Origin of the sequence: Thiolinea disciformis DSM 14473 (assembly GCF_000371925.1) — a bacterium.
Lineage (GTDB): Bacteria > Pseudomonadota > Gammaproteobacteria > Thiotrichales > Thiotrichaceae > Thiolinea > Thiolinea disciformis.
In genome coordinates this window covers 1-24,043 of the sequence record NZ_AQVE01000017.1, presented here as the reverse complement: position 1 = coordinate 24,043, position 24,043 = coordinate 1, and the positions used below count along the sequence as shown (strand labels likewise).

Below are 24,043 nucleotides of genomic sequence, written 5' to 3'. Positions count from 1 at the left end.
ATCCTAAGGTGTTGGCAGTGGCTTGAGAGCAATCGGCTGCTGCCATAACAACTCCATGCTGAGGTGATGCTGCTGTGACCTTTTGCTGGAATAAAACTGTACTTGCCCGCTTTGACTGCTGGGTGCTGCTTGTTGATTCTGCTGGAGAATGCGTTGTAATTGCTGAGCCACGGCATTACTTGGCTCTAAAACGTGCACACGGTGCTCGCTCAATTCCAGCAAGGTCTGCGTCAAGAAAGGATAATGCGTGCAGCCTAATACTAAGATATCGGCACCTTGTACTAACAAAGGCTGTATATAACCTTGCAATAGGGCTCGCAACGCGGCACTGCCAAAATCACCCTGCTCCACATATTCCACTAAGCCCGGACAAGCCTGTACTAATACCTGCACTTGCGCGGCATGGGTTTCGATTAAACGCTTTAAACGTAAGCTTTGGGTCGTTCGCTGGGTTGCTAACACAGCAATGACCCCTGTTTTGGTTAAACGTACTGCGGGTTTAACGGCGGGCTCAATCGCCACGATGGGAATACTTAATTCAGCACGCAATAATTCGACTGCATGAGCTGTTGCAGTATTACAAGCCACTACAATTGCTTTTGCCCCCTGCGCTTGCAAAAATCGACTGACCGCTAAGCTACGCTCTTGAATAAATTCACTGGATTTATCGCCATAAGGTGCATAAGCAGAGTCCGCCACATAAGATAGATGCTCATGCGGCAATAAACGATGAATTTCGCGCAACACCGAAATGCCACCCAAACCTGAATCAAACACACCCACCGGTCTATGCACGATGTGCCTGTACAAAAGCTTGCCATTCGACAAAAATGAGTGGATCCGGTGCGGCAATAGCAGAATGAACTTTTAAGCTGGGTTCAAAGGCAGGCGAACCATCGATGCTTGCAATATGCCCACCTGCTTCTGTAATAAGTAACGCGCCTACCGCAATATCCCAAAGCTTCATGCCACCATGCAAATAAGCCTGCCCACGATTAGCGGCAATCCATGCTAATTCCAAGGCACAAGTTCCTAAATTACGCTGCGAGCCAAATGGTTTATGTTCAAATAATGCTGCACGCAAGGGATTTTTTAAGCGCTTGAAGTCAATTAACGCGACCGCATTTTCTAGCTTTAAAGGACTCGCTTGACAAATTAAACGTTTGCCATTGAGCCACGCGCCCTGTCCGTGGTTGGCGGTGAATAATTCGTCACGAATCGGATCATAGGTGATGCCAAGGGCGACTTGGCCTTGATGTAATAAGGCTAAGGAGCTAGCAAATAAAGGTATACCCGCCGCAAAATTACTGGTTCCATCTAAAGGATCAAGACACCACAACCATTCGGCATCACGCAATAACTGCTCTTGTTCCGACTTGTCCATTTCCTCGCTGAGAAAAGCAATGTCCGGCCATTGCGTTTGTAAGGCTGCACAGAGTTTTTGGTGTACGGCCAAATCCGCGTCAGTCACTAAACTGCCATCTTGTTTAAATTGGTGGCTGACCTGCTCAAAACGCGGCAAAATTTCTGCGCGCGATATATCACGAACCAGGGCGGCAAGACTAGCTAAATCAGGCGGCATGACTCAAGATCTCAATAGCGTTAAACCTAGCCATCTTCAAGGCTTTGACGATTCAGGTCAAGCAAAGCCAGCTAAGGTCTGCAAGGTGGGTTTATTTCACCTGCCTAGGCGCGTATGCTTCGCCTTGACATTTTTTCTAGGAGCAGGTTATGGCAAATCACCCACCACTTGCGCCAGCAAGGCACATGTTGCACTGGCTAGAGTACTTCTTACTAATTATTGTTACCCTAGCTACCTTGATTGCAATCGGTCAGGAAATAGTGGTCTTGATTACCCAAATGAAAGTCACTATTTCAGATTTACTCTTACTATTCATTTACTTAGAAGTCATTGGCATGGTAGCCGCCTATCTAGAGTCTGGGAAAGTACCCGTACGTATGCCCCTGTATATTGCGATGGTAGCCTTGGCGCGTTATTTAATTCTGGATATGAAAAGCCTCGATAACCAAGACATGGTGGCTATTGCAGGCGCAATCTTAATTATTTCATTAGCAGTGTTGGTCGTGCGTTTTGGGCATGTGCGTTACCCCTACGATGGCGTGCACAAAGATAGCCTGCCAGACTCTAGCAAAACTAAAAGTGCGCAAGGATAAGCTGAATGCTCAGTCGATTTGTGAATGAAAAGGATTATTTTCACGGCAAAGCTGCGTGTACCGGCATTTTATTAGTCAATTTAGGTACACCAGACCAAGCTATTGCGCCAGCATTACGCCGCTATTTGCGCGAATTTTTGTCTGATCCGAGGGTGGTAGAGATTCCGCGTTTAGTGTGGTATCCCATTCTATATGGAGCGATTTTAACCAAACGCCCGCCAGAAAGTGCCAAAAAATACGCCTCGATCTGGACTGAGCAAGGCTCTCCTTTGTTAGTCATTTCACAACAACAACAACGCGCTTTACAAAAAACCCTCGAGCTACGCTTTCAAGGTCCGATTAAAGTGGAGCTTGCCATGCGTTATGGTAATCCGTCGATTCGTGATGGCTTACGCAAACTCAAGGCTGAAAATGCGCGGCGCTTATTAGTCCTGCCACTGTATCCGCAATATAGCGCCTCCACTACCGCCAGTGTGATGGATGCGGTTTCCGATGAATTAAAGCGTTGGCGCTGGCAGCCTGAATTGCGCGTAGTGCAACACTATCACGATCATAGTGGCTATATTGATGCGTTAGCGCAGAGCGTGCGCGATTATTGGCTAGCGCAGATGCGCCAAGAAATCTTGGTTATTTCCTTTCACGGAATCCCTAAACGCAATCATGAACTCGGTGATCCTTATTATTGCGAATGCCAGAAAACCGCACGCTTATTGGCGGAAAACCTAGGTTTACGTGACAAGGATTATCGTGTCACCTTTCAATCGCGCTTTGGGAAAGCCGAATGGCTGAAGCCTTATACCAGTGACACACTCACAGACTTAGCCAAACAAGGCGTCAAATCCGTTGATATTATTTGTCCGGGTTTTGCAGCGGATTGCTTGGAAACCTTAGAAGAGATTCAACACGAAAACCGTGAGCACTTCCTAAAAGCAGGTGGTCAAACTTATCATTATATTCCGGCTTTAAATGCAGACACGCGCCACATCCAAGTATTAGCGGATCTTATTCAGCAACATACGCAAGGCTGGCCGGAAACCTCGGCGGATTGGTCGAGTCTATCGATTGAAAAACAAGCTGAACTCACGCAGCGACGGGCAAAAGCGCAAGGGGCTAAACAATGAAAACCAGTGGAAATGTCGGGCTTATTCTGATTGGTGATGAACTCTTAAATGGATCGCGCCAAGATAAACATTTAGCTAATGTGATTGCCTTACTGCGCCCGCGAGGTCTCTCGCTAAGCTGGGTCCGCATGGTCGGTGACGATTACCAATTATTGGTAGAAACCTTTCGTAATACCTTGAAGACAGACGAAATTGTATTCAGTTTTGGTGGAATTGGCGCGACCCCAGATGACTTAACGCGTCAGTGCATTACCGAAGCGCTAGGCCTAAACTTATATCGTCATCCGCAACTCACCGCTATTTTAGAAAAGCGTTTTGGTGCAGAAGCCTATCCCAACCGGATTCGCATGGCTGAATTACCCGATGGCGCGGTATTAATTCCAAATCCTATTAATCAAATAGCAGGCTTTAAGATTTATCATCATCACTGTGTGCCCGGTTTCCCGAATATGGCTTTACCCATGGTCGAATGGTCGCTGGATACCTTTTATAGTCATTGTTACGACACAGACTTAGGTATTGATCAACGTTGGATTTTACAGCATACACCCGAAAGTGAATTGATCCCTATGATGGAAGAGTTACTAAAAACCTTTCCAGATGTGCGTTTGTCTAGCCTACCGAGCACTGAAAACCGCTTCCAAATCGACTTCGGCCTAAAAGGCAAACGCAAAGCCGTTAGTGCGGCGGCGGACTGGTTTGAAAAACGTATGCAGGCTGAAAAAGTTGATTGTACGCGTGTCAATCAGGCGCTTTAATTCATGGCGCAAGCCACATTAGCTTTTCCGACCAAACTATTACACCCGCGTTATTGGCTAAGTTGGTTAAGTTTATTACCTCTGCTTTTTATTGCTTTCCTACCTTGGCGTGCCCGCCACGCTCTAGGCCAGCAATTGGGTAAACTGATTTATAAGCACAATCCCAAACGCCGCTCAGTCATTGAAACCAATCTCAAGCTCTGCTTTCCTGAGCTTAGTGGGGCTGCACGAGAACCGTTTATTCGCGACATGTTGCAGCAATATGCTTGCGCAATGGTCGATTATAGTGTGCTTTTTTTTCGTTCGCGCTCATGGCTTTTGGAGCAAATTGAAGTAGAAGGCTTAGACAAAATCCAAGCTGAAATCGATGCCCAGCATAATTTAATGCTCCTCTTAGGGCATTCGGTTTGGCTAGAATTTGCACCCTTGGCCATTGGGCAGCGCTTTTCTGTTTATGGCTCTTACAAACCTTTTGCTAATCCAGTCTTTGACTATCTGATTGAGCGAAGTCGTTTGAAAGATGTTGAGTTTGTAGTCGCACGCGACGAAGGCCTACTGAAATTAATTCGAGCTCTACAACCCGGACGTATTTTGTTTTTCCTACCGGATCAAGATCATGGTGTGAAAAACTCGGTATTTGCGCCCTTCTTCGCCACAAGCAAGGCGACCTTAACCAGTCCTGCGCGCATTGCCAAACTAGGACAGGCTTATGCCTATCCGATTATGGCTTTTTTTGATCAGAAACGAGGGAAATATCACGTAAAACTAGGCGAGCGTTTAGAAAATTTCGGGATGCTGGCTGTTGAGCAAGATGCCGCACAACTGAATCGTGGATTTGAGCGCCTCATTCAATCTGCTCCAACTCAATATTTGTGGACTTTAAAACTACTTCGCACCCGTCCGCAAGGGGAACAAAATCCTTATCCGCGCTTCAAATAAGTGTTTTCCTGCACGGTTATCCGCGCCATTCTAACGCCTTCAATCACTTGTCCTTGCATTTCAAAAGGAAAGGTTTCTAGCTCAACGAATCCTAAAGATTTATACAATTTTTTAGCCGTATGATTCGAATTAACCAGTGATAAGCGTACTTGTGGCACAGACATTTGTTTGAATAAAATCTGCAATAAAGTACGCCCTATTTTCTGACCTTGGTAAGCTGGATGCACATAAAGCCAACCGATATAGTCCTTTTCGTAACCAGCAAAACCCTTGATGATACCCTGCTGTTCAAAAACCAATAAGCGATTTCTGTGAAAACGCTCAAGAACCTCTGGATCCTCGCTCAAAGGCAATAGCTTTAAGTCAGTCGCTTCATTTTGAAATTCAAGCGGGCGCGCCAAAGCATAAACTTCAGCAACTGCAGGAAAATCCGTAGCACGATAAGCGCGTACTGCCGGATTATACTGAGTCGTTTTGGGGAATAAGCCGCGCATCAATTAGCACGACCCATTTGTGATGGAACCATAACTACAGACACTTTGTCGTAGGTTAAGCCTTCAATACTTTTTTCCACAATCAACTTAATTTCAGACTTCATACTTTCTAAATCATAAGTAGGATTGTATTTAATAAAAACCGAAGCAGAGGAAGGTTGCAGAACGGTTTTAGCAGGGCCATTATCTGGGACTACGACATGCACCCGCGCAATCAACACGCCATCAATTTGACTTAACGTTTCTTGTACACTTTGTGAGAGTGCATAAATAAAACGTGCACGCTCTTCCATAGGAGAAGAAACAATGCCATCTTTTTTGAACATTTCACCCATTGACGCGACTTTTTCGCGTGGATAACCATATTCACGTAATAAACTAACGGCCTTAGAAACTTTGCCCTCGTCGACATGAAGTACATAAGTACTGTCTTTTTTGTTGGCAATTTTCTCAGCCGAAATACCATTATCTAGCATAATCGCCAACATACTGTTGGCGTCTTGCTCGTCTAACCCACTATAAAGTTCTGTTTTACAACCACTCAGTAATGCCGTACAAAGTAATAGCATACCGAGGAGTGGTAGTTTTATTTTTATCATTGTATAACCTAGCCTTCTATTGAAAAGATCCTAGTTCACGTATTAACCACTAGCACGGAATAGGGTCTGAAAACCTTTAGAAACTTGCGAGACAATCGAACCAATGAGCTCAACGCCTGAAGTCCACATTTGGAAGTTCATCCCCCAGGCGGTCATATCACGCTGATAATCTAAGGCGGCATCGTTTCTAATCTGCATTTTTTCCACAGTTTCTTTGAAATTAGCCCCAAAATTATGGCTACTCGAAACACTCGGATAAGTACGCAAATTTGAACCTTCACCACCTCGATAAGTTTCTAAGTACTCATTAAAAGAGGGACGGTTATGCAATTGACTCAAAATCGACTGATAAGACTTATCGATACTAGAAGCTTTATCAACCAGTGAATCCACTAAGCCAAGCTCATTACCTGATTGCACGCTATCCATACGTTGTAAAACAGGTTGATCACGCATAGAAGCTTGAGACGACGACATATTCCCAATACCAGTCACTAAATCTTGGAAACGAGTCGAATCAGACTGCTTTACATCTGGTAGCGGTTGAGGAAAGACTTGTGTGTCCACACTTGGTGGTTTGACACTACCTAACGCAGTAGGATCCATCATATCAGTACCCTCGTCATCTATACTGTGTACTACTTACAGAATTCAGCCGTTTCAATTAGCGCTTACGCGGCTGCTTCATTGGACAAGTAGAAATCTGCAATACCTTTTTCATCAGCATTGCCATGCTGTGACACTTCTTCAAATAACTTCCGCGCTTCATCTTGCTCACCCGTTAAGGTTAGGGCAATGCCTAAAAAGCACTTAGCACTCATGTGATTCGGCTCTTTCGCTAAGACTTGATTGCGGAAAATATCGATCGCACCTGGAACATCACCTGCATACATTTTGGCAACCGCCACACCCATTTTCACAGAGGATTGTTCACGTGCAATCGCATCAACACCTTCCATAATAACTTGTGAACGAATTGGATCACCCTTAAAGCAAGCGATATAACCGACTTCAGACAGAAGTTGTAGAATTTCAGTTGTTACTTCCATTATTTTCACTTTATTAAATTTATTAAGGAATAATGGCACTATGCCTAAACATAGTGCCAACTGATATGGCACTTAGTCTCACGACCAAGCGCCATAATTTAGTGTCATTACTGAGACATATTACGTGAAATAGTCTGAATGATACTCTTCATTTTATTGGTGATAGAGGCTTCCATCTCCATTACAGCACTGTCCATAGAGAACTGTTGGTTCATTTGGACTAATTGTTGTTGCTGCTCAAGCGCTTGTGATTGCATTTGTTGCATTCTTGCTGAAGCATCTGCCATATTGCTTGATAATGAACTTGAACCTGAATCGATTGCTGCTGACATTTTATTGAATCTCCTAATTAAGCTTATAAATCCCGATGCATGGCACCAAACGCAGGGATTCTTTTTAACACCATGAAAGGCAGTGCGTTTGCTACCTAACTGGTACTACTTATTTGCCCAAACCAATTCAACTACTTCAGAACCGGCCTCGAGCGCATACAGAAATTTGTTTAGCTTCTCATATTGCACTGGATCCACACCTTGGTTTAACTCAGCCCGCACTTGTGAAGCAACTTGACTAAACTTTTCTAAAAGTTCATTTTTATATATACCTGAAACATCGTTTCTAAGGTTTTCTTCTATTTGTAAAATCATTAGTTACTCTCTGCACCATAAGGAATAGATATTTCAATACCATTATTTGTAAGTAGTATCTGGTCTGGTGTAATTTTCTTTATAAAATAATCATTACCTAAACTAGAACCTTCCATATACTTCTTACCATCTTTGGATACTAAGAAGGGAGTTTCTCCCACACTCACACTTCTAATCGCCAATTTAATACGTGAACGAGCATCTTGGAGATTTTCAATCATTGCTGGGCCTACACCGTATTCCGCAACAAATTCTTGATAAATAGTAGACCAGTTTGCTAGCTCAGCTTGAGTTAGTTCACCGTCGACTCTAATACGGTCACGATCTATAGTAACTTTAACGCGGCTGGACAGCCCCTTTTTATCGACAAACTGCACCAGTGCATCTTTACGTTTTATAAGCGTTTGTACCGCAATATCATCAATAGCCTGAATACCACTAACATCACGCATAATATTCGTTTTAATCCGCGCCCAATCTTCTTCGCTGCTCACATAACCATTGGCCGCTAACTTACCTTGCTCAATACTTTTGAAATGTAAATCCGGCTGACCCAAGGCACGTGCAACACGCTCCGCGCCATCCACCAAATCTTGTCGCACCCAGATGCGATAATTGATATCTTCGCCAGCTTTCATCGCTTGATTCATTAAATCGGTTTTTTGGGCTCGACTATCGACATAACCACTAATCACTGCGCGTCCATCGCGCTCACGTGTTACGGTTAATCCCTCTGTTTTCAAGGTATCTAACACACTCTCTGCTCTTTGCTGATTAGTCTCACGCAGACCTATTTTCTCTGCAAAGTTTCCGATAAAAGGCTTAAAAAACAGTAAATTCGCTACAACCAATAAACCCAAACCTAATAAAAACCAAACTTTTCCACCAGCACTGCCACTTTTTTTGGCTTTCGCACGCTGTTGTGCTGCTTTATCACGACTTAAAGTGCCTGCATTAAGACTAGCACGTTCCGCCGGTGTAATAGCTGGACCTGTTTCTGGGTAAGGGCCATCCGCACGCCGCCCACCTGGTTTACGCACATCCGCAATGAAAAATTCAACACTTCCACCTAAGGTAACTGCTTCATAAGGTTTAAGCGCGACCTCTTTAGTCGTCATCGGCCTGCCATCAATTTGAATAGGTTCAGCTAGTGCCTCAAGGATAATCAGATCCTCGTTAACTTTTAGCTTGGCATGCAGATCCGCGATACCTTCATCATGAAGAATAATATCGCTAGCCATGGAGCGGCCAATGACCAGTTCACCCACTTTGAGGCGGACTAAAGCCCCAGAGTTACTGCCACTTACCACCTTTAATAAATACGGCGTATGCTGAGTCGTCATGGTTGCATGTGCTTTTAGTTAATATTAGTTGCTACCTGAATCCACACCAGATTCCGGATCTAGCGGTTAATGATGTCCACAACATCAAAACCAGGAAAACGATCTTTCGTGCTTACATCTTTTTTCGAATCGACTACATCCACAGGACGTTCGTTGCTGTAATTGACGTGACCTTTGCCATCGACCCATTTATAAACTTGGGTACGACCTTTGTTGTCTTTGTCATCCATCATTTTGGCCATCTCTAGTACCGAACTGACGAAACGTTCTGGGCCAGTAAAGTAGATAACATTATCCACAGCGGACACTTCCCAATGATATTGTTCGTCTAGCATTTTCAAGCGCTTTAGGGCTGCGGTAAACTCATCAGGCGACATTTTTTTCAAACTAACTGAACCACGTTGCGCTTCCGTTTCTTTATAGATATATAAAGTTTCGCCATCAAAGAACCATATTAAACCATAGGTTTTGGCGAGTTCTTTAAAGATGTCGATAGGCGCACGTTTTTTATAATGTAAACTTACAACTTCTTTAATCTTCGGGCTAACCACTACAGGGGTATGCTCTACCGCTGCTAGAGTTTGCAACATATCGGACAGTGGCTCTTGATCCGAAAAGTGAGAGTAATTTTTCGACTCCCACATTAAGGGTGCAGCGCTACTGATGGGTGACACTACCAGTAACAACGGTAGTATGATTCGTTTCAACATGGTCATTTCAACCGAAGAATTATTTATTGAGTTAATGATTTCATAAACACCAATTATACGTCGACATAGGCGTTGATGAACGCGCTAAAAAACCTGAGTAGCCGCAGTTTTGCTGTTTAAGTCTTAACTATTTCGAATATACGCGCTCCACCTTACCAACTCTAATTTCTCCATCAGCCAAACACAGCCGCTTATCGGAATAGTCCTTTAGCTTAGCTAAAAATAATCTTATTCAATTAGTGTGTGAGCTTAAGCAAGCAGTCGGCTTGAAACCCTTAAGCTATCACTAGCATAGACTTGGTCACTTGCACCAGCTTGAGAGAGTCTATAAAATTCATTTATAAATAATGTTTAGATAAAACATTTACGAGTAATAACCCTTGGGTGGCAACTGGGCTGTGTTGTGTGCCGCTAACTGTTGGGCGCGTCCATTAGAGAATAAGAAAAATAACCAATGAACGATGATCGTCGCCGGATACAACTTAAACCCTATCATCCGCCTGTGTGGTCAGCAGCAGCGGTGCGTTTCAATAATTTACTGGTTAATAAAACGCAAGCGATAGCCTTTCCTGTAGCTGACACCAAGGTGATGCACTTCCAATTATTGCCCGGAGCTCATGCACAACAACCCTTAATTTATCCGATCTCCATGACCTTGGGGCTTGGCGATTCAACGGCTGGCTTATGGCTATCGGATTGGCCTTTAGTTGATCATATTCGTACATTTATTCCAGAAGGCATGTTAACGCGTTTACCTGAAAACCTGGGAATTGCCTTAACTGAAAATGCGTTAGACCCCTTATTAAATATAGCCGAAGCGACTTTAGGGGTAAAAATTCGCGTACAGTCCTTATCAGCGGAGCTCAATAATCGCTTATATACCTTACCGCTGACCTTCGAACTGACCGAACGCCCTTTACAAGATCCACGCCCTGATAATACGCGTTTACTAAGCGGCTTATTAATGTTGGAAGAGAAGCTCTACCCTTTATTACAAGAGCGTATGCGCTTATGGCCGAGTGATTCAAATGAAGCTTGGCAACAGCTTGAAACCGAGACCTTTTTAGAAATCGGTGCCAGCTATGTCCCGATCCAAGACATCAATAACTTAGCGGTATCCGATGTCATTTTAGTGGATGAAACGGCGTTTCATACGGAAGGTGAATTACGCCTGCGCTTTAGTCCACATTTATATTGCCATGCACGCTTGGCAACCGAACCGAATCGTAATCTGACTATAACAACGGACTGGATTAATATGGCTGACCAAGAAAATAAGCAGAATATCAATCAAATCAATCAAATACCTGTACAGCTATCTTTTGACTTGGGACAAAAAGGCTTGTCGTTTAACGAGGTTAAACAATTACGCCCTGGCTATGTGATTGATTTACCACAAGCATTACCTGAGGTTGTGCAAATCCGCGCCCAGAACAAGTTAATTGGCACAGGTGAACTGGTGGATGTCAGTGGGCGCATTGGTGTGCGCATTTTAAGTTTATTCGGTACACGCTCAAGAACGAGTTGAGGTCACATGGAGTCCTATCCAAATCCAATACTCCTGATGGGGCTGATGAGCCTATTAGGACTTGCTCCTTTCATTGCTATTCTGACCAGCTCTTTCGTCAAATTAGTGGTGGTAATGCAATTAACGCGTAGTGCCTTGGGTTTACAACAAGAACCACCGAATATGGCGATTAGTGGTATCGCGATTATTCTGACTATTTACATCATGGCGCCCATTGGGATGGAGATGTATAAAAACTTCGAGTCTTATGGCGTCGAGCTAACCGACATAAAAAATCCAGCATTTGTCGATGCGGTATCTAACAGCGCCAAACCCTTACAAGACTTTCTTGCCTTACACTCTTCACAAGCTGAACGTGATTTTTTTATTGACACTACCAAAAAACTTTGGCCAGAAAAATACGCTAGAGACGTGAATGATCGTCATTTATTGGTACTGATTCCCGCCTTCCTCATCAGTGAACTAACGACTGCATTTCAGATTGGCTTTTTGATTTATCTACCTTTCGTGATTATCGACTTAATCGTATCGAATATCTTGATGTCACTGGGGATGATGATGGTTTCACCCATGGGGATAGCCTTGCCGGTTAAGTTACTTTTATTTGTATTAGTGGATGGTTGGTCACGTCTCTTACATGGCTTATTAATGAGTTATGGCTAATGAATGAAACAAACTTATTACATTTCACCACCCAAGCTGTACAGCTAGTGTTGTATATGTCTATGCCTGCCATTCTTGCCGCCACCATTGTTGGCTTAGTCATTGGTTTGATACAGGCGTTGACCTCTATTCAGGAACAAACCTTGCCGCACGGTTTTAAGATGGTGGCCGTTATTGCAGCACTCGCCTTAACAGTGAGTTGGATGGGGCCTGAGCTCTATAAATATACGGTGAGCATTTTCGACCAAGTCGCCACGTCGAACGCACAATAATGGATATTATCGGCGACTTTCAAACTTGGTACTTAGCGCTGTTTCTAACATCGCCGCGTATTTTAGTCGCTTTTACAGTACTACCGATGTTTGCGCAGCGCATCTTTCCTGCCATGATCCGCAATGGTGTCATGATAACCGTTGCAATGTGTATTGTGCCGCTCACGCACGGACAAGTAAAAGATGTCACCCTAAACTTTCCCTATATTGCATTTCTAGTCAGCAAAGAAGCCATACTCGGCCTGATGTTAGGGTATATGATGAGCTTGCCCTTTTGGGCTTTGCGTGGTGCAGGCTTTGTGATGGACATGCAACGGGGTGCCATGAGTGCACTATTTTACTCAGCGCCTTTAAGCGGCATGGCCTCACCACTGGCTAACCTCTTTGGTCAATTAGCCGTTGCTATCTTATTCGTCAGCGGCGGCTTTTTAATGCTACTTGAAGTACTCATGCAAAGTTACAAACTATGGCCGATTAATGAGTTTATCCCGACTTTTAATCCAGAGGCCTTAAAAGTAATTCTCAAGCAATTGGATTTACTGCTATATGCGACATTACTGATTTCCGGCCCTTTTCTTGGCATCATGTTTTTAATTGATTTTGGCTTAGGCTTAGTAGGGCGTTATCTGCCTCAAATGAATATCTTTACCGCCGCGATGCCGATTAAATCCGCTTTAGTATTTTTAATTTTAGTGATCTACATTAGCGTCATCGCCAACTATCTACGCGAAAGCTTTGTAGGTTTTGGAACTCAACTGCACTTGTTGGATACTCTACTCCATGAGCGGCGATAGCGGCGAAAAAACCGAAGACGCGACCCCCAAGAAACTTCAGGATGCGAAGAAAAAGGGGCAAGTCGCCAAAAGCCAAGACCTTCCTGCTGCGGTTATTATGCTTACCGCTGCTTTATATTTTTGGGTTATGGGTGATTGGTTAATCGGCAAACTGATTGAGATGTTCACCCTCATCACCCAGCTTTACACCATGGACTTCAAAGTCGCGCTCAGCGCTAGCATCAAAATCATGCTGCAAGTCGGCGTAGCCACTATTATGCTCCCCTTCGTCGCCTTATTAGCCATTATGGCTATCTTAGGCAATATCGTGCAATTCGGTGTACTTTTTTCCCTAGATCCTGTTAAACCCAATATGGAAAAAGTGAATCCTGCGGCGGGCGCCAAACGGATTTTCGCTGTTAAACAATTGGTCAATACCAGTCTATCCTTAGTCAAAACCATTGTGACAGGGATCGCGCTATTTTTTGTCATTCGCTGGGGCATGGCGGAATTGCAACATGACTTGAGTCAGTGCAATGTCGAATGCCAATTTAACATTTATAAAGACTTACTTAGTAAGTTGATGATGATCATTTTACCGATCGTCATTGTCATTGCCATCATGGATTACCTCGTCCAAAAAGCGCAGTTCACCAAAGAACAAAAAATGACCAAAGAAGAGGTCAAGCGCGAAATGAAAGAAATGTTTGGCGATCCACATGTGCGTGGTGCACGTCAAGGTATTCGGCGCGAGATTGCCGAAAATGATATTCAAAGCAAAATTAAAACCGCCAAAATTTTACTCATTGATATAGGCCAAGCCATTGCCTTGCATTATGAACAAGGCGTTACTCCATTGCCGATTATTGCCGCCATAGGCAAAGAAGCCATGGCACGGAAGATGGTAGAAATAGCCCAAATGGAGAAAGTACCTATTGTCAGTGATGCGCGCTTAGTTAGCGACCTCATCGAACACGGTAAACTCGATCTATACATACCAGAGATAACCATTGATCGGGTAGCACAAGCCATGCGTAATACAAATAAACGATAATGCTCACGTTACAACTCAAGGCGTTATAACAAAACCTAGATACGCATAACGCTCGCCGACTATAGCTCAAATAAGTAATGGCAAAATTATGATGATGGAAGCAAATCAGCAACAACCTAAGGGTTTTAAAGGCATGTTGGATAATGTGCTTGAGCGTATTCGTAGTGGTGAACTACGCGCGCGTTTCCAATATTTTCTATTCCGTCAAACCGAACAGGCTCGTCAATCCGACAGCCTAATTTCAAAGTATAAGCGCAGTCTCCAAGCACACTGGCCTAAATGGGCAGGCATTAGCATGGGCGTGACAGCGCTGATGATGTTATTTAATCCAGATAACTTCTGGTTCTGGCAATTTCCATTAGCCATAGCCTTAGTGTTTTTAGCGCCTATCGTCTTAGAACTACCGGCTACCCTCAAAAGCTTGTTTGGCAATATTGAGCAACAACATCTGGTCGGCCAAATTATCACACTCAACCAGCCTATCGTTGATGGACGTGGGGAAATCGTGCTTGATGGGCGTGATTGGCATATATCAGGGCCAGATTGCGAGCTGGGACGAGAAGTTAAAATCGTCACACTCGATGCTAAAACGCTCTATGTTATGCCGGTAGCATCCTCCGTGAGGGCGCTTAGATGAGGTCGGACACCAGTATTAAATTAACAAAACAAGGCAATCAATCAGTTATAACGTTGCAAGGGCCATTTGATCATGATTTGGCGCGAAATATCGTTAGCCTCGTCGATAAATTGCGCCCCCCTGTTATTTTCGATATGCGCCAAGTCAGCTACATGACCACGGCAGGTTCGCGCTTATTATTGGGACTTTATGAGCATTTTGGCACTAAGCCCATTCTGCGTCAGGTTAAACCAGAAATGATTAGCCTTTTGCGGCTCAGTGGCACATTTCACTATGTTACGTTGGCAGAAGATCCTACTGAACTGTCGGCACTCTACCGTTAATTGATCAAGTTCGGAGTCCGTCATGGCCACTCAAAACAGTTTATTACAGAAAATTACCCAACGTAGTGATATAGCCATTGCTATTTTGTTGGTGTTCATTATCTTCATGATGATCTTGCCGCTACCCTTAATTGTGATCGATAGCTTGATCGCACTGAATATGGGTTTAGCAATTATTATGCTTATGATGGGCGTCTATATGCCCTCGCCCTTAGCTTTCTCGTCTTTTCCCTCCGTACTCTTATTAACCACCCTCTTCCGTCTAGCTTTAAGTATTTCGACAACGCGGGTGATTTTGAGTGAAGCGAATGGCGGTGAAATTATTCAAACCTTCGGTGAGTTCGTCGTTGGGGGCAATATGGTGGTAGGGATCGTCGTATTCTTAATCATCACCATCGTACAATTTATCGTTATTACTAAAGGTTCTGAGCGTATCGCGGAGGTCAGTGCACGCTTCTCCTTAGACGCCATGCCTGGTAAGCAAATGAGTATCGACAGTGATATGCGTGCTGGCTTAATTAGCTTGGCGGATGCTCGTATGCGTCGCTCCAATTTGGAAAAAGAAAGCCAATTGTTCGGCTCCATGGATGGCGCCATGAAGTTCGTAAAAGGCGATGCGATTGCAGGGCTTATTATTATTATTGTGAATATTCTGGGTGGCATTGCGATTGGTACTTTCCAACGTGGATTACCGATGGGTGAGGCCGCTCATATTTACACTATTTTGACTATCGGTGATGGTTTGGTAAACCAAATCCCTGCACTTTTCATCTCCGTTACCTGCGGTATTATCGTTTCGCGCGTTACCGTTGACGATAAAAGTAATATGGGTGAGGATATTGGTAGTCAAATCCTCGGCCAACCTAAAGCCCTGCTAGTCGCAGCAGTAGTCATTAGTTTAATGGGATTTATCCCTGGCTTTCCCACCCCTGTCTTTTTATTCTTAGGGGCTTTACTAGGCTTCACCGGCTATGCCTTGAAGCAAGTACAAAATCGCTTCGACTATGGCGATGCTGAAGAAGCTACCGTGATTGGTCAAACAGTCGATGGAATCCTTGAAGGTGGTGGTGCTGGTGGCGGCAGCTCCAGTAATTTCGCCGATTTACTTGCCCATGAAACCAAGCCACTGGCCCCTGTTTTGGTAGAGATTCCAGATAATGCCAAAGCTTCTATTTCGTTAACGGAGCTCAATCAAAGCTTTGTTCAAGCTCGCCAAGATTTCTATAAAGACCTAGGGGTTACGGTTGAGGGGATTAGTGTAGCCTTATCGAACCGATTGCCACCGGATACTTATAATATTTCGATTCATGGTATCCCTGTGGCAATGGGGCAACTGGGTTTGAATAAAGCCGTTACCCCACAAACGACTGCGGCACAAGCTGCCCCCCTTAATCCAGCAGACCCTAGTGCCAACACGGCATTAGCCGCCAAACAAGGCGGAATGCCTGCATTGAAGCAAGGCACTGAAAACCTAACTCCCATACAAGTGTTAACAAGGCATGTGGCTTATGTATTACATCGCCAAGCCGCTGATTTTATTGGTGTACAAGAAGTACACGGTTTATTAGGAAAATTGGAAAACTCCGGTTACGCCACTTTAGTCCGTGAAGCTCAGCGCTCCGTGCCCAATACGCGTTTAGTCGATATTCTGCGCCGCCTTTTAAATGATGGAATTTCGATTCGAGATATGCGCCAAATTCTAGGCACATTGGTAGAGTTTGGTGAAACCGAAAAAGATAATGGACTGCTTACCGAACGCGTGCGTATTGCTCTAAAACGTCAATTATCATATAGCTATACTAATGGCACAGGTGTCTTGCCGGTTTATATGCTTGATCCAGAAAGTGAAAAGCTGATTCAAAGCAGCATTCGTCAAACCCCTGCAGGTGTGCATTTAGCCCTAGCACCCGAAGTGGCCCACGTCTTTTCGCAAAGCCTGCATAACTTGAATCAGACTGTACAACCCCGTTTACCCGAAGGGTCGTCTCAGCCAGTCGTGTTAACTAGCTTTGAATTACGCCGCTTCTTACGCTCACATTTAATGATTGAGTTTCCCGACTTACCGGTTATGTCGCTACAAGAATTGACACCACAAGTATCGGTACAGCCTGTCGGTGAAATTCGCTTATTGCCGCCACGAGGTTAATTATGTCCTTGGAATATATTCCAGCACGACTTCGGGCCGCCTTAAAAAGCACGATTCCACTTGTACTACACGGGCGGATTGTTCAAGTTACTGGCACGGTCGTTCGCGCTATTATTCCCAAGGTGCGCCTTGGCGAATTGTGTATGCTGAAAAATAGCAGTGACGAAGCCCCCATTCCTGCCGAAGTCATCGGTTTCGATCAAAATATCGCGCTGCTTGCTCCCATCGGAGACATGCAAGGTGTGTCGGTACATACGCAAGTTACAGCAACCGGCGAAGTCTTACGCGTCGGTGTCGGTGATGATCTATGCGGTTGTGTGTTAGACGGCATCGGTCGTATTCAAAGTGCCGGCGGCAAAGAACATATTAATATCCAAGATTATTATCCCGTTTATGCCAGTCCACCGGACCCACTCACTCGCCAATTAGTCCACCTGCCCTTATCCTTAGGAATTCGCAGTTTAGATGGCCTTAATACTTGCGGCGTAGGGCAGCGTATTGGAATTTTCGCGGGTGCGGGTGTTGGTAAAAGTTCGCTGCTCAGTATGTTAGTTAAACACGCAGATGTGGATGTTTACGTGATTGCCCTAATCGGCGAACGGGGACGGGAAGTTCGCGAATTCATCGAGGAATCACTGGGTGCTGAGGCAATGTCGCGCAGTGTCTTAGTGATTGCAACTTCTGATCGTCCACCGATTGAGCGTTTAAAAGCAGCTTATGTCGCCACAGCCGTGTCGGAATTCTTCCGCGACCAAGGTAAAAAAGTCTTATTATTAATGGATTCTTTAACGCGCTTTGCACGTGCCCAGCGGGAGATAGGTTTAGCGGCGGGTGAAGCACCCGCTCGCCGTGGTTACCCCCCTTCGGTATTTTCGGAGTTGCCTAAGCTAGTTGAACGTGCAGGTTGCGGTGAGCAAGGTTCCATTACCGCGCTTTATACCGTGCTGATCGAAGGCGACGATATGTCGGATCCGGTCGGCGACGAGGTTCGCTCCTTGTTGGATGGTCATATTATTTTGTCACGCGACCTCGCTTCGGCAAACCATTACCCAGCGATTGACCCCTTGGGAAGCTTGAGCCGTTTAATGCAACGTCTCGCCTCACCTGGGCATAGTCGTGCAGCCGCTCATATACGCAAACTGCTCGCTAAACATAAAGAGATTGAGTTCCTTGTACGAGTTGGCGAATATCAACGCGGTGCTGATCCCGAGGCGGATGAAGCACTCGAAAAGATAGAAGCCATCCGTGCCTTTCTTAAACAAAAACCGGATGAGCATTCTTCCTTTGAGGAGACTGTCGCGCAATTAACGCGCATTGCCGGATTTCTGCCATGAGTTTGGATCAATTACAAAAAATACGTGAACGCCGTTTAGAGAAACAACTGACCGAAGTACAAATAAAAAAGGAAGCTGTCGAAGCCGCTGAAAAATCGCTTACTACTGCACGCAAAGCATTAGAGGATTTCCATTTATGGCGTTTAAGCCAACAAGATTCCTTATTCCAAGAGTTGATTAGTCAAGCTTCGGGCCTACAGGCGATGCAAGAATATCGCCAAAAAATTGCTCATCTTTCGGTGCAAGAAGAGCAATTGCAAGCCAAAGTGCCGCTGGCTCAAAAGATGGTTGAACAAGCGATGCAGCAATTTGTTGAAGCCAAAAAAGCCGCGAATGCGCTTGCGATGAAAAACGAAAAAACTAAAGCCATTGTCGATATTCAGCACACTAGCACACGCAAAGTCGCTTTAAATAAAGAGATGAACCTCGATCCCAAAGATAACTAAAAAACGGTTAAAGCCTCTTTGAGGCTGGGATACAGCAACTGAATTTTCAACTCGTTTAACAGTTTGTCATTACGGATACGCCGCGACTCTTGTAAGTAGGAGAGCATTCCTGTGCTTAAAACTCGGGGCGCTTGTTCTAAACTAATCTGCGGCGGACGCGGCAAGCCTGCGTAATCGGCAATCTGATTAAAATAATCCGTCATAGTCGAAGGTTGACCATCGGTAGCGTTATAAATACGGTTCGCTGGAGCACTTTCCATCGCGACTTTGGCAATCTGCGCTAAATCATCGGCGTGGATTCTATTCGTCCAAGGGGCTTGTTCAGCTTTAATGACAGGCTCACCCCGTTTAATGCGCGCTAGTGGCAAACGATCCAAGGCATAGATGCCGGGCACCCGTAGAATAATCCATTGCCCCTCGTATTTATCTCCCCACTCTTGCAGAGCCTTTTCCGCATCTAAGCGACGCTTGGAACGTTCATTATCTGGCTTTAAAGGTTCAGACTCATCAATCCAACGACCTTGGCAATCGCCATAAACCCCTGTAGTGCTAATTAAGACAATCCGCCTCGGCGCTTTCTGGATTGCTAGTAAAAAGCGACGCAAACGTGTATCCATGAAGCCTGTGCTCGGCGGTGGGGCAAACCAGAAAATATCCGCCCCCTCAAAAGCAGCACGTGGAAAAAAGCTACCGGAGTCCAAATCACCGCGACGCATTTCAATACCCTGCACGCTACCCAATTGGAGAGATTCCGCAGAGCGTACCCAGCCGGTAGCTTGACGCGCTTGCATTTGATATAAACCAGCGACGCGTCGCCCAATATCGCCGCAGCCCATAATCCATAATCGTCCCATGAGTCCATCTCCCATGATTGATGTTGCTAGTATAAAAGAAATTCCTCTTGGTAAAACTAAACGTATTCGCTTAGCCAATGGTCAAGCGGTGTTATTATGTAATGTGGCTGGTGCCATTTTTGCAGTAGATGATCAATGTACGCACGAAGATGCTTCCCTATATTTAGGTTGCTTAAAAGGTGAGGAAATTCATTGCTCTTTGCACGGCGGGCGCTTTAATGTGAAAACAGGAGCGCCGACACACGAACCTGCTGAAATTGCGTTGAAAACTTATAAAGTAACCATCGAGCAAGAACGCATCCTGCTCGAGCTTTAAATTACTGGGTCAACAGGGTGTGTAGCATCTTCGCCGCCAAGCCAATCAATACTAAGGCGAATAATTTCTTTAAGGTAGGCACAGGCAAAGTATGCGCTAATTTAGCGCCCATGGGAGCCGTAAATACACTGACACTCGACACTACAATCATGGCGGGCAAGAAGACAAACCCAATGGTATAAGCCGGTAAACCCTGCACAGTCCAACCGCTAATCACATGCCCTAAAGTACCAGCCACTGCAATCGGTAATCCAATCGCGGAGGAAGTCGCAATCGCTTCCTGCATTTTTACATTGCACCAAGTCATAAAGGGCACCGACAAGGAACCGCCGCCAATAGCCACCAAAGCAGATACTGCACCAATAATCAATCCGGCTAGGGTCATTCCTGCTTGATTGGGCAATTGACGCGTGGGTTGTGGTTTGACATTAAGCCACATTTGCAAGGCAACATAGGCCATGAAAACACAGAAGAAAATAGCCAAGGGCAAAGTAGGAATAAAACCCGCAATCAATGCGGAGCCAAACGTACCCACCAATACACCCAGTGTAATCTTTTTTACAATATCCCAGCGCACCGCACCGCGTTTATTGTGGGCGCGTAGGCTGGCGATAGAGGTTGGAATAATCGCCGCCATTGAGGTGGCGAGCGCCATGTGTAGGCGATGTTGCTCCGGAAAATGCTGCAACGAGAAAAAGGTTGTAAATACTGGCACCATAATCGCGCCACCACCAATGCCAAATAAGCCAGCCATCAAGCCCACTACGCCACCCAGTGCCAAATAGGCTAATACCCACTCCCACGCCATACATTACCTCACTGACAAACTTGTTTCATTGCGGTTGTTAAATGCCGTAAGTCAGCTTCATCCATGACATAGGCGGGCGTAATATAAACCAATTTTCCAAACGGGCGAATCCAAACACCTAAATCCACCAACTGCGCTTGTACAGCGGCCATATTGACTGCCTCATGTAACTCAAGGACACCAATCGCCCCCAACACACGTACATCAGCCACTTTGGGATAATCACGGGCAGGCATTAATTCCTCCCGCATGATTCGCTCAAGGCCTTTAACCCGTTCCTGCCAAGCAGATGCCAGCAAAGTTTCAATACTGGCACAGGCCACCGCACAGGCCAGCGGATTGCCCATAAACGTGGGGCCGTGCATTAACATAGGCGCTTGGCCTTGTGAAATGCCATAAGCCACTTTTTGGGTTGCAAGCGTAACTGCCAAGGTCATATAACCACCCGTCAGTGCTTTGCCCAAGCACATAATATCAGGGCAAACATCGCCGTGATGGGTGGCAAACAGCTTTCCAGTGCGGCCAAAGCCAGTCGCAATTTCATCGAAAATTAACAAAATATTGTATTCATCGCAGAGTTTACGCACCTCGCGTAAATACTGGGGCGAGTAAAACCACATGCCGCCCGCCCCCTGCACAATCGGTTCTACAATAACTGCTGCGATTTCCGTCTGGTGGGTGTCGAGTAAACGGCGAAACTCGCTAATATCTTCGGGATTCCATGCTTCATGAAAACGCGTTTTGGGGCGCGGTGCAAATAGGTGCTGAGGCAATATGCCTTGGAAAAGGTGGTGCATCCCATTCACAGGATCACATACGCTCATACACGCAAAGGTATCACCGTGATAGCCTCCGCGAATGGTGAGCAAGCGCTTCCGTTGTGGCTGCCCCTGCGATACCCAATATTGCAGTGCCATTTTGATGGCTACTTCAACCGAAATTGAACCTGAATCCGCCAGAAAAACATGCTGCAATGGCTCGGGGGTTAAATCGACCAAGTACTTAGCCAGTTTCGCAGCCGGTTCGTGCGCCACCCCGCCAAACATCACATGACTCATTTTCGCACTTTGTTCGTGCAGAGCCTGATTCAAACGGGGATGATTGTAGCCATGAATCGCACACCACCATGAACCCGTACCATCAACTAACTCACGCCCATCTGCTAGCTTTAAGCACACACCTTGGGCAGAAACCATCGGATAGCAAGGTAAAGGATTGAGCATCGAGGTGTAAGGATGCCACAGGTGTTCACGATCAAAAGCCAACCACTCTTGTGTTGTCCAAGTCATGAGCGAAACCCACGCAAAATCCAAATCAACGCCCAAAAAACCACATTCGGCACAAGCGCGAAAAGAATCCACGCAATCCAAGCATCACTATCAATGGCGCTAAACTGCCAGTCCATCTGCGCCCACATAATAAGAATGGGCAACAACAACCAAAATCCTGACACCACATAAGCGATGCGCCAATAGCCTTGGTTTGTATTCGTTTGGAGTAGCAGCAGAGCGCCACGATAAATCGTATAAAACACGACCAGCAAGGTGATAAAGGCTAGAAACTGCACCATAAGCTTCTCGATAAATAACGAAAAACGTTATGGTCGCGCAATGCCCAGCGCTTAGCAATTGCCATCAAATCTGTATAACTTTTAGGATTAAGAGGAGTTGCTAAGGTGTTAGATAAGACTCTCGGCTAACTTTTTTCAGACAGCCCTTAGTTCAAGCTCTGGATAATTTGTTAAATATGGATTGATTCGCAGCACATACTATTCCAGAAATTTTTTCGAACCACTGATTAGGCTTGTCACATTAGACTTTGTATAAAGACAGTCACGATAATAAAGCGTCGCTTATAGTAAGCAACCTGTGCGGGTCAATCGCTATTAGATGTTTATAAGAAAAAATTCATAGTTGTTCCAGCGCTCTTGCGAATAACTGTTTGTGGATTCTGGGTGCTATGTCGTATGATTACTGACCATACGTGTTGCTAACTGATGAAGTTTTTTGCTATGTCAATCCCAGACTAGATGGGGCTGGAATAATATATTATACCGATATTCCTTCTAATTAATTTATTAGGTTTCACATCAAGGTAATTACTTTTGCTAAAAAAATTAACAGCGACGATTTCGTTACTTTTTAGGACAGGCGTTATATTATTAAGTATTGCGCTTGTATCATTTATTGTTTTTTCCTTTAAAAATAAAAACGAAATTATATGGATTGACTCAACAATTGCTGAAATAAGCAAAAAAAGTGAATATGTAGAAATTGTTAAAATTAACGATAATTTTATACAGATTGAAGGCAAAACATGCAAAAATTACCTATTAAGAATAAAAGATGATAATATTTTACTTAATCAGCCATTTTTAGAGAAAAAATACACTAGAAATACTGAAGCCGACTTTTTAGCTGATAAAGTCAAATTAAATGAAATGTGTGGTATTATTAAGAATATCAATAAGGGAGTTCCTGGTTCGCAAATAGTTGAAATGACAAATTCTGATAATTCATTTTATAAAATATCAAAAGTAACATTGGAAATAGCAAATAACCTTGGCAATAAAGTTAATGAACTTCATTTATATGTAAAAGGCTATGCCGACAAATCAAGAACGGAATGGAGAGAAAAGATTGATGAAAAATATGATTATCGGGATATTTTTTACTATCATTCAGCTGATAGGTTTAATGAAGAATATATAATTAATGCCAAAAACATTAAGCTTTATAAAATAATTGGTGATAATTACACCAACTTGGATCTTCCATTTCTTAGAGCTAAATATGTAGCTGACAATTATTTGGTCGTGATTTAAGGGAGTTGAAAACGCTTTGATGGAGCTTTATCGTTAAAGGCATTTGATCTGAGGAAGAGGTGTGTATGGCCACCGTACCAGTCGACTGCCGCTACTGTCAAAGTGCATCGATTTACAAACACGGCTATGCGCGTAGTGGTGAACCGCGTTACCGCTGCCGTGATTGCCAACGTAGTTTTCAACTTTACTATCATAATGTGGGCAACCGCGACGGTATTCCCGAAAAAATT

General features: G+C 44.6%; 31 protein-coding genes. 17 read left to right on the top strand and 14 right to left on the bottom strand.

What is annotated here, in order from left to right:
* Positions 1–3: 3 nt before the first annotated feature.
* Positions 4–795, bottom strand: coding sequence for a glutamate racemase (gene murI / locus A3IE_RS0112935; protein WP_245539199.1), 792 nt, complete (start codon positions 793–795; stop codon positions 4–6).
* A complete protein-coding gene (locus tag A3IE_RS0112930) occupies positions 788–1,582 on the bottom strand; it encodes an inositol monophosphatase family protein (protein WP_020396040.1) in 795 nt (264 codons plus the stop codon). Before A3IE_RS0112930 ends, murI begins: the two co-directional genes overlap by 8 nt.
* Positions 1,583–1,731: 149 nt before the next feature.
* Here A3IE_RS0112930 and A3IE_RS0112925 point away from each other — a divergent pair, with 149 nt between their 5' ends.
* The 4 genes from A3IE_RS0112925 to A3IE_RS0112910 are packed head-to-tail and all read left to right on the top strand — an operon-like array spanning position 1,732 to position 4,993.
* Positions 1,732–2,175 carry a phosphate-starvation-inducible protein PsiE gene (locus A3IE_RS0112925; protein ID WP_020396039.1) on the top strand — a complete coding sequence of 148 codons (444 nt, stop codon included), beginning with the start codon at positions 1,732–1,734 and terminating at the stop codon, positions 2,173–2,175.
* Positions 2,176–2,180: 5 nt separating this feature from the next.
* Positions 2,181–3,296, top strand: coding sequence for a ferrochelatase (gene hemH / locus A3IE_RS0112920; protein ID WP_020396038.1), 1,116 nt, complete (start codon positions 2,181–2,183; stop codon positions 3,294–3,296).
* The gene (locus A3IE_RS0112915) at positions 3,293–4,054 is read left to right on the top strand and encodes a competence/damage-inducible protein A (RefSeq protein ID WP_020396037.1); all 762 of its coding nucleotides are present in this window, start codon (positions 3,293–3,295) and stop codon (positions 4,052–4,054) included. The genes hemH and A3IE_RS0112915 overlap by 4 nt, the downstream gene beginning before the upstream one ends.
* A 3-nt stretch (positions 4,055–4,057) precedes the next feature.
* Positions 4,058–4,993 carry a lysophospholipid acyltransferase family protein gene (locus A3IE_RS0112910; RefSeq protein ID WP_020396036.1) on the top strand — a complete coding sequence of 312 codons (936 nt, stop codon included), beginning with the start codon at positions 4,058–4,060 and terminating at the stop codon, positions 4,991–4,993.
* Here the strand turns inward: A3IE_RS0112910 and A3IE_RS0112905 are convergent.
* The 8 genes from A3IE_RS0112905 to A3IE_RS0112870 form a co-directional block, all read right to left on the bottom strand.
* Positions 4,975–5,487: a GNAT family N-acetyltransferase gene (locus tag A3IE_RS0112905; RefSeq protein ID WP_020396035.1), complete on the bottom strand. Its 513-nt coding sequence runs from the start codon at positions 5,485–5,487 to the stop codon at positions 4,975–4,977. The two genes, A3IE_RS0112910 and A3IE_RS0112905, sit on opposite strands and share 19 nt — an antisense overlap.
* Entirely contained in the window at positions 5,487–6,086 is a 600-nt protein-coding gene (sctJ, locus tag A3IE_RS0112900; protein WP_026154926.1) for a type III secretion system inner membrane ring lipoprotein SctJ, read from the bottom strand. Before sctJ ends, A3IE_RS0112905 begins: the two co-directional genes overlap by 1 nt.
* Positions 6,087–6,128: 42 nt before the next feature.
* Positions 6,129–6,695, bottom strand: a complete 567-nt coding sequence (locus A3IE_RS0112895; protein ID WP_020396033.1) for a hypothetical protein — start codon at positions 6,693–6,695, stop codon at positions 6,129–6,131.
* Positions 6,696–6,757: 62 nt separating this feature from the next.
* Positions 6,758–7,135, bottom strand: coding sequence for a tetratricopeptide repeat protein (locus A3IE_RS0112890; RefSeq protein ID WP_020396032.1), 378 nt, complete (start codon positions 7,133–7,135; stop codon positions 6,758–6,760).
* A gap of 107 nt (positions 7,136–7,242) precedes the next feature.
* Positions 7,243–7,467, bottom strand: a complete 225-nt coding sequence (locus A3IE_RS0112885; RefSeq protein WP_020396031.1) for a hypothetical protein — start codon at positions 7,465–7,467, stop codon at positions 7,243–7,245.
* 105 nt (positions 7,468–7,572) lie between these two features.
* Positions 7,573–7,782 carry an EscE/YscE/SsaE family type III secretion system needle protein co-chaperone gene (locus A3IE_RS0112880; RefSeq protein ID WP_020396030.1) on the bottom strand — a complete coding sequence of 70 codons (210 nt, stop codon included), beginning with the start codon at positions 7,780–7,782 and terminating at the stop codon, positions 7,573–7,575.
* Positions 7,782–9,125, bottom strand: coding sequence for a type III secretion system inner membrane ring subunit SctD (gene sctD, locus A3IE_RS0112875; protein ID WP_020396029.1), 1,344 nt, complete (start codon positions 9,123–9,125; stop codon positions 7,782–7,784). The genes A3IE_RS0112880 and sctD overlap by 1 nt, the downstream gene beginning before the upstream one ends.
* 59 nt (positions 9,126–9,184) lie before the next feature.
* Positions 9,185–9,835: a DUF4124 domain-containing protein gene (locus A3IE_RS0112870; RefSeq protein ID WP_245539198.1), complete on the bottom strand. Its 651-nt coding sequence runs from the start codon at positions 9,833–9,835 to the stop codon at positions 9,185–9,187.
* Between the two features lie 454 nt (positions 9,836–10,289).
* Here A3IE_RS0112870 and sctQ point away from each other — a divergent pair, with 454 nt between their 5' ends.
* From sctQ to sctO, 10 genes are all read left to right on the top strand, one after another.
* Positions 10,290–11,363 (top strand): type III secretion system cytoplasmic ring protein SctQ, encoded by a 1,074-nt coding sequence (gene sctQ, locus A3IE_RS0112860; protein ID WP_020396026.1) that lies wholly within the window; start codon positions 10,290–10,292, stop codon positions 11,361–11,363.
* Between the two features lie 6 nt (positions 11,364–11,369).
* Entirely contained in the window at positions 11,370–12,026 is a 657-nt protein-coding gene (sctR, locus tag A3IE_RS0112855) for a type III secretion system export apparatus subunit SctR (RefSeq protein ID WP_026154925.1), read from the top strand.
* Complete coding sequence (sctS, locus tag A3IE_RS0112850; RefSeq protein WP_020396024.1) at positions 12,026–12,298, top strand: type III secretion system export apparatus subunit SctS; 273 nt, start codon at positions 12,026–12,028, stop codon at positions 12,296–12,298. Before sctR ends, sctS begins: the two co-directional genes overlap by 1 nt.
* Positions 12,298–13,092 carry a type III secretion system export apparatus subunit SctT gene (gene sctT / locus A3IE_RS0112845; RefSeq protein ID WP_020396023.1) on the top strand — a complete coding sequence of 265 codons (795 nt, stop codon included), beginning with the start codon at positions 12,298–12,300 and terminating at the stop codon, positions 13,090–13,092. The genes sctS and sctT overlap by 1 nt, the downstream gene beginning before the upstream one ends.
* Positions 13,079–14,125: an EscU/YscU/HrcU family type III secretion system export apparatus switch protein gene (locus tag A3IE_RS0112840; RefSeq protein ID WP_020396022.1), complete on the top strand. Its 1,047-nt coding sequence runs from the start codon at positions 13,079–13,081 to the stop codon at positions 14,123–14,125. The genes sctT and A3IE_RS0112840 overlap by 14 nt, the downstream gene beginning before the upstream one ends.
* A gap of 88 nt (positions 14,126–14,213) precedes the next feature.
* Positions 14,214–14,762: an NfeD family protein gene (locus A3IE_RS0112835; RefSeq protein WP_020396021.1), complete on the top strand. Its 549-nt coding sequence runs from the start codon at positions 14,214–14,216 to the stop codon at positions 14,760–14,762.
* The gene (locus A3IE_RS0112830) at positions 14,759–15,085 is read left to right on the top strand and encodes an STAS domain-containing protein (RefSeq protein ID WP_020396020.1); all 327 of its coding nucleotides are present in this window, start codon (positions 14,759–14,761) and stop codon (positions 15,083–15,085) included. Before A3IE_RS0112835 ends, A3IE_RS0112830 begins: the two co-directional genes overlap by 4 nt.
* A gap of 22 nt (positions 15,086–15,107) precedes the next feature.
* Entirely contained in the window at positions 15,108–17,231 is a 2,124-nt protein-coding gene (gene sctV, locus A3IE_RS0112825) for a type III secretion system export apparatus subunit SctV (RefSeq protein WP_020396019.1), read from the top strand.
* 2 nt (positions 17,232–17,233) lie between these two features.
* Entirely contained in the window at positions 17,234–18,565 is a 1,332-nt protein-coding gene (sctN, locus tag A3IE_RS0112820; RefSeq protein ID WP_020396018.1) for a type III secretion system ATPase SctN, read from the top strand.
* Positions 18,562–19,011 (top strand): type III secretion system stalk subunit SctO, encoded by a 450-nt coding sequence (gene sctO / locus A3IE_RS0112815; protein ID WP_020396017.1) that lies wholly within the window; start codon positions 18,562–18,564, stop codon positions 19,009–19,011. Before sctN ends, sctO begins: the two co-directional genes overlap by 4 nt.
* Here the strand turns inward: sctO and A3IE_RS0112810 are convergent.
* Positions 19,008–19,865 carry an SDR family oxidoreductase gene (locus tag A3IE_RS0112810; protein ID WP_020396016.1) on the bottom strand — a complete coding sequence of 286 codons (858 nt, stop codon included), beginning with the start codon at positions 19,863–19,865 and terminating at the stop codon, positions 19,008–19,010. The genes sctO and A3IE_RS0112810 overlap by 4 nt on opposite strands.
* On the opposite strand from A3IE_RS0112810, the gene A3IE_RS0112805 reads away from it, so the two are divergent.
* Positions 19,864–20,181, top strand: coding sequence for a non-heme iron oxygenase ferredoxin subunit (locus A3IE_RS0112805; RefSeq protein ID WP_110721481.1), 318 nt, complete (start codon positions 19,864–19,866; stop codon positions 20,179–20,181). The genes A3IE_RS0112810 and A3IE_RS0112805 overlap by 2 nt on opposite strands.
* 1 nt (position 20,182) lies before the next feature.
* Here A3IE_RS0112805 and A3IE_RS0112800 read toward each other — a convergent pair whose 3' ends face one another.
* From A3IE_RS0112800 to A3IE_RS0112790, 3 genes are read right to left on the bottom strand one after another with little or no spacing between them, the layout of a single operon-like run.
* The gene (locus tag A3IE_RS0112800; protein WP_020396014.1) at positions 20,183–20,989 is read right to left on the bottom strand and encodes a sulfite exporter TauE/SafE family protein; all 807 of its coding nucleotides are present in this window, start codon (positions 20,987–20,989) and stop codon (positions 20,183–20,185) included.
* 8 nt (positions 20,990–20,997) lie between these two features.
* Positions 20,998–22,278, bottom strand: a complete 1,281-nt coding sequence (bioA, locus tag A3IE_RS0112795; RefSeq protein ID WP_020396013.1) for an adenosylmethionine--8-amino-7-oxononanoate transaminase — start codon at positions 22,276–22,278, stop codon at positions 20,998–21,000.
* Positions 22,275–22,559, bottom strand: a complete 285-nt coding sequence (locus A3IE_RS0112790; protein WP_020396012.1) for a hypothetical protein — start codon at positions 22,557–22,559, stop codon at positions 22,275–22,277. The genes bioA and A3IE_RS0112790 overlap by 4 nt, the downstream gene beginning before the upstream one ends.
* A 534-nt stretch (positions 22,560–23,093) precedes the next feature.
* Between A3IE_RS0112790 and A3IE_RS0112785 the strand changes: the two genes are divergently transcribed.
* Together A3IE_RS0112785 and A3IE_RS23420 are read left to right on the top strand one after the other, a co-directional pair.
* Positions 23,094–23,813, top strand: a complete 720-nt coding sequence (locus tag A3IE_RS0112785; RefSeq protein ID WP_020396011.1) for a hypothetical protein — start codon at positions 23,094–23,096, stop codon at positions 23,811–23,813.
* A 65-nt stretch (positions 23,814–23,878) separates the two neighbouring features.
* A partial coding sequence (locus tag A3IE_RS23420) for an IS1/IS1595 family N-terminal zinc-binding domain-containing protein (protein ID WP_020396010.1) occupies positions 23,879–24,043 on the top strand: 165 nt, incomplete at its 3' end.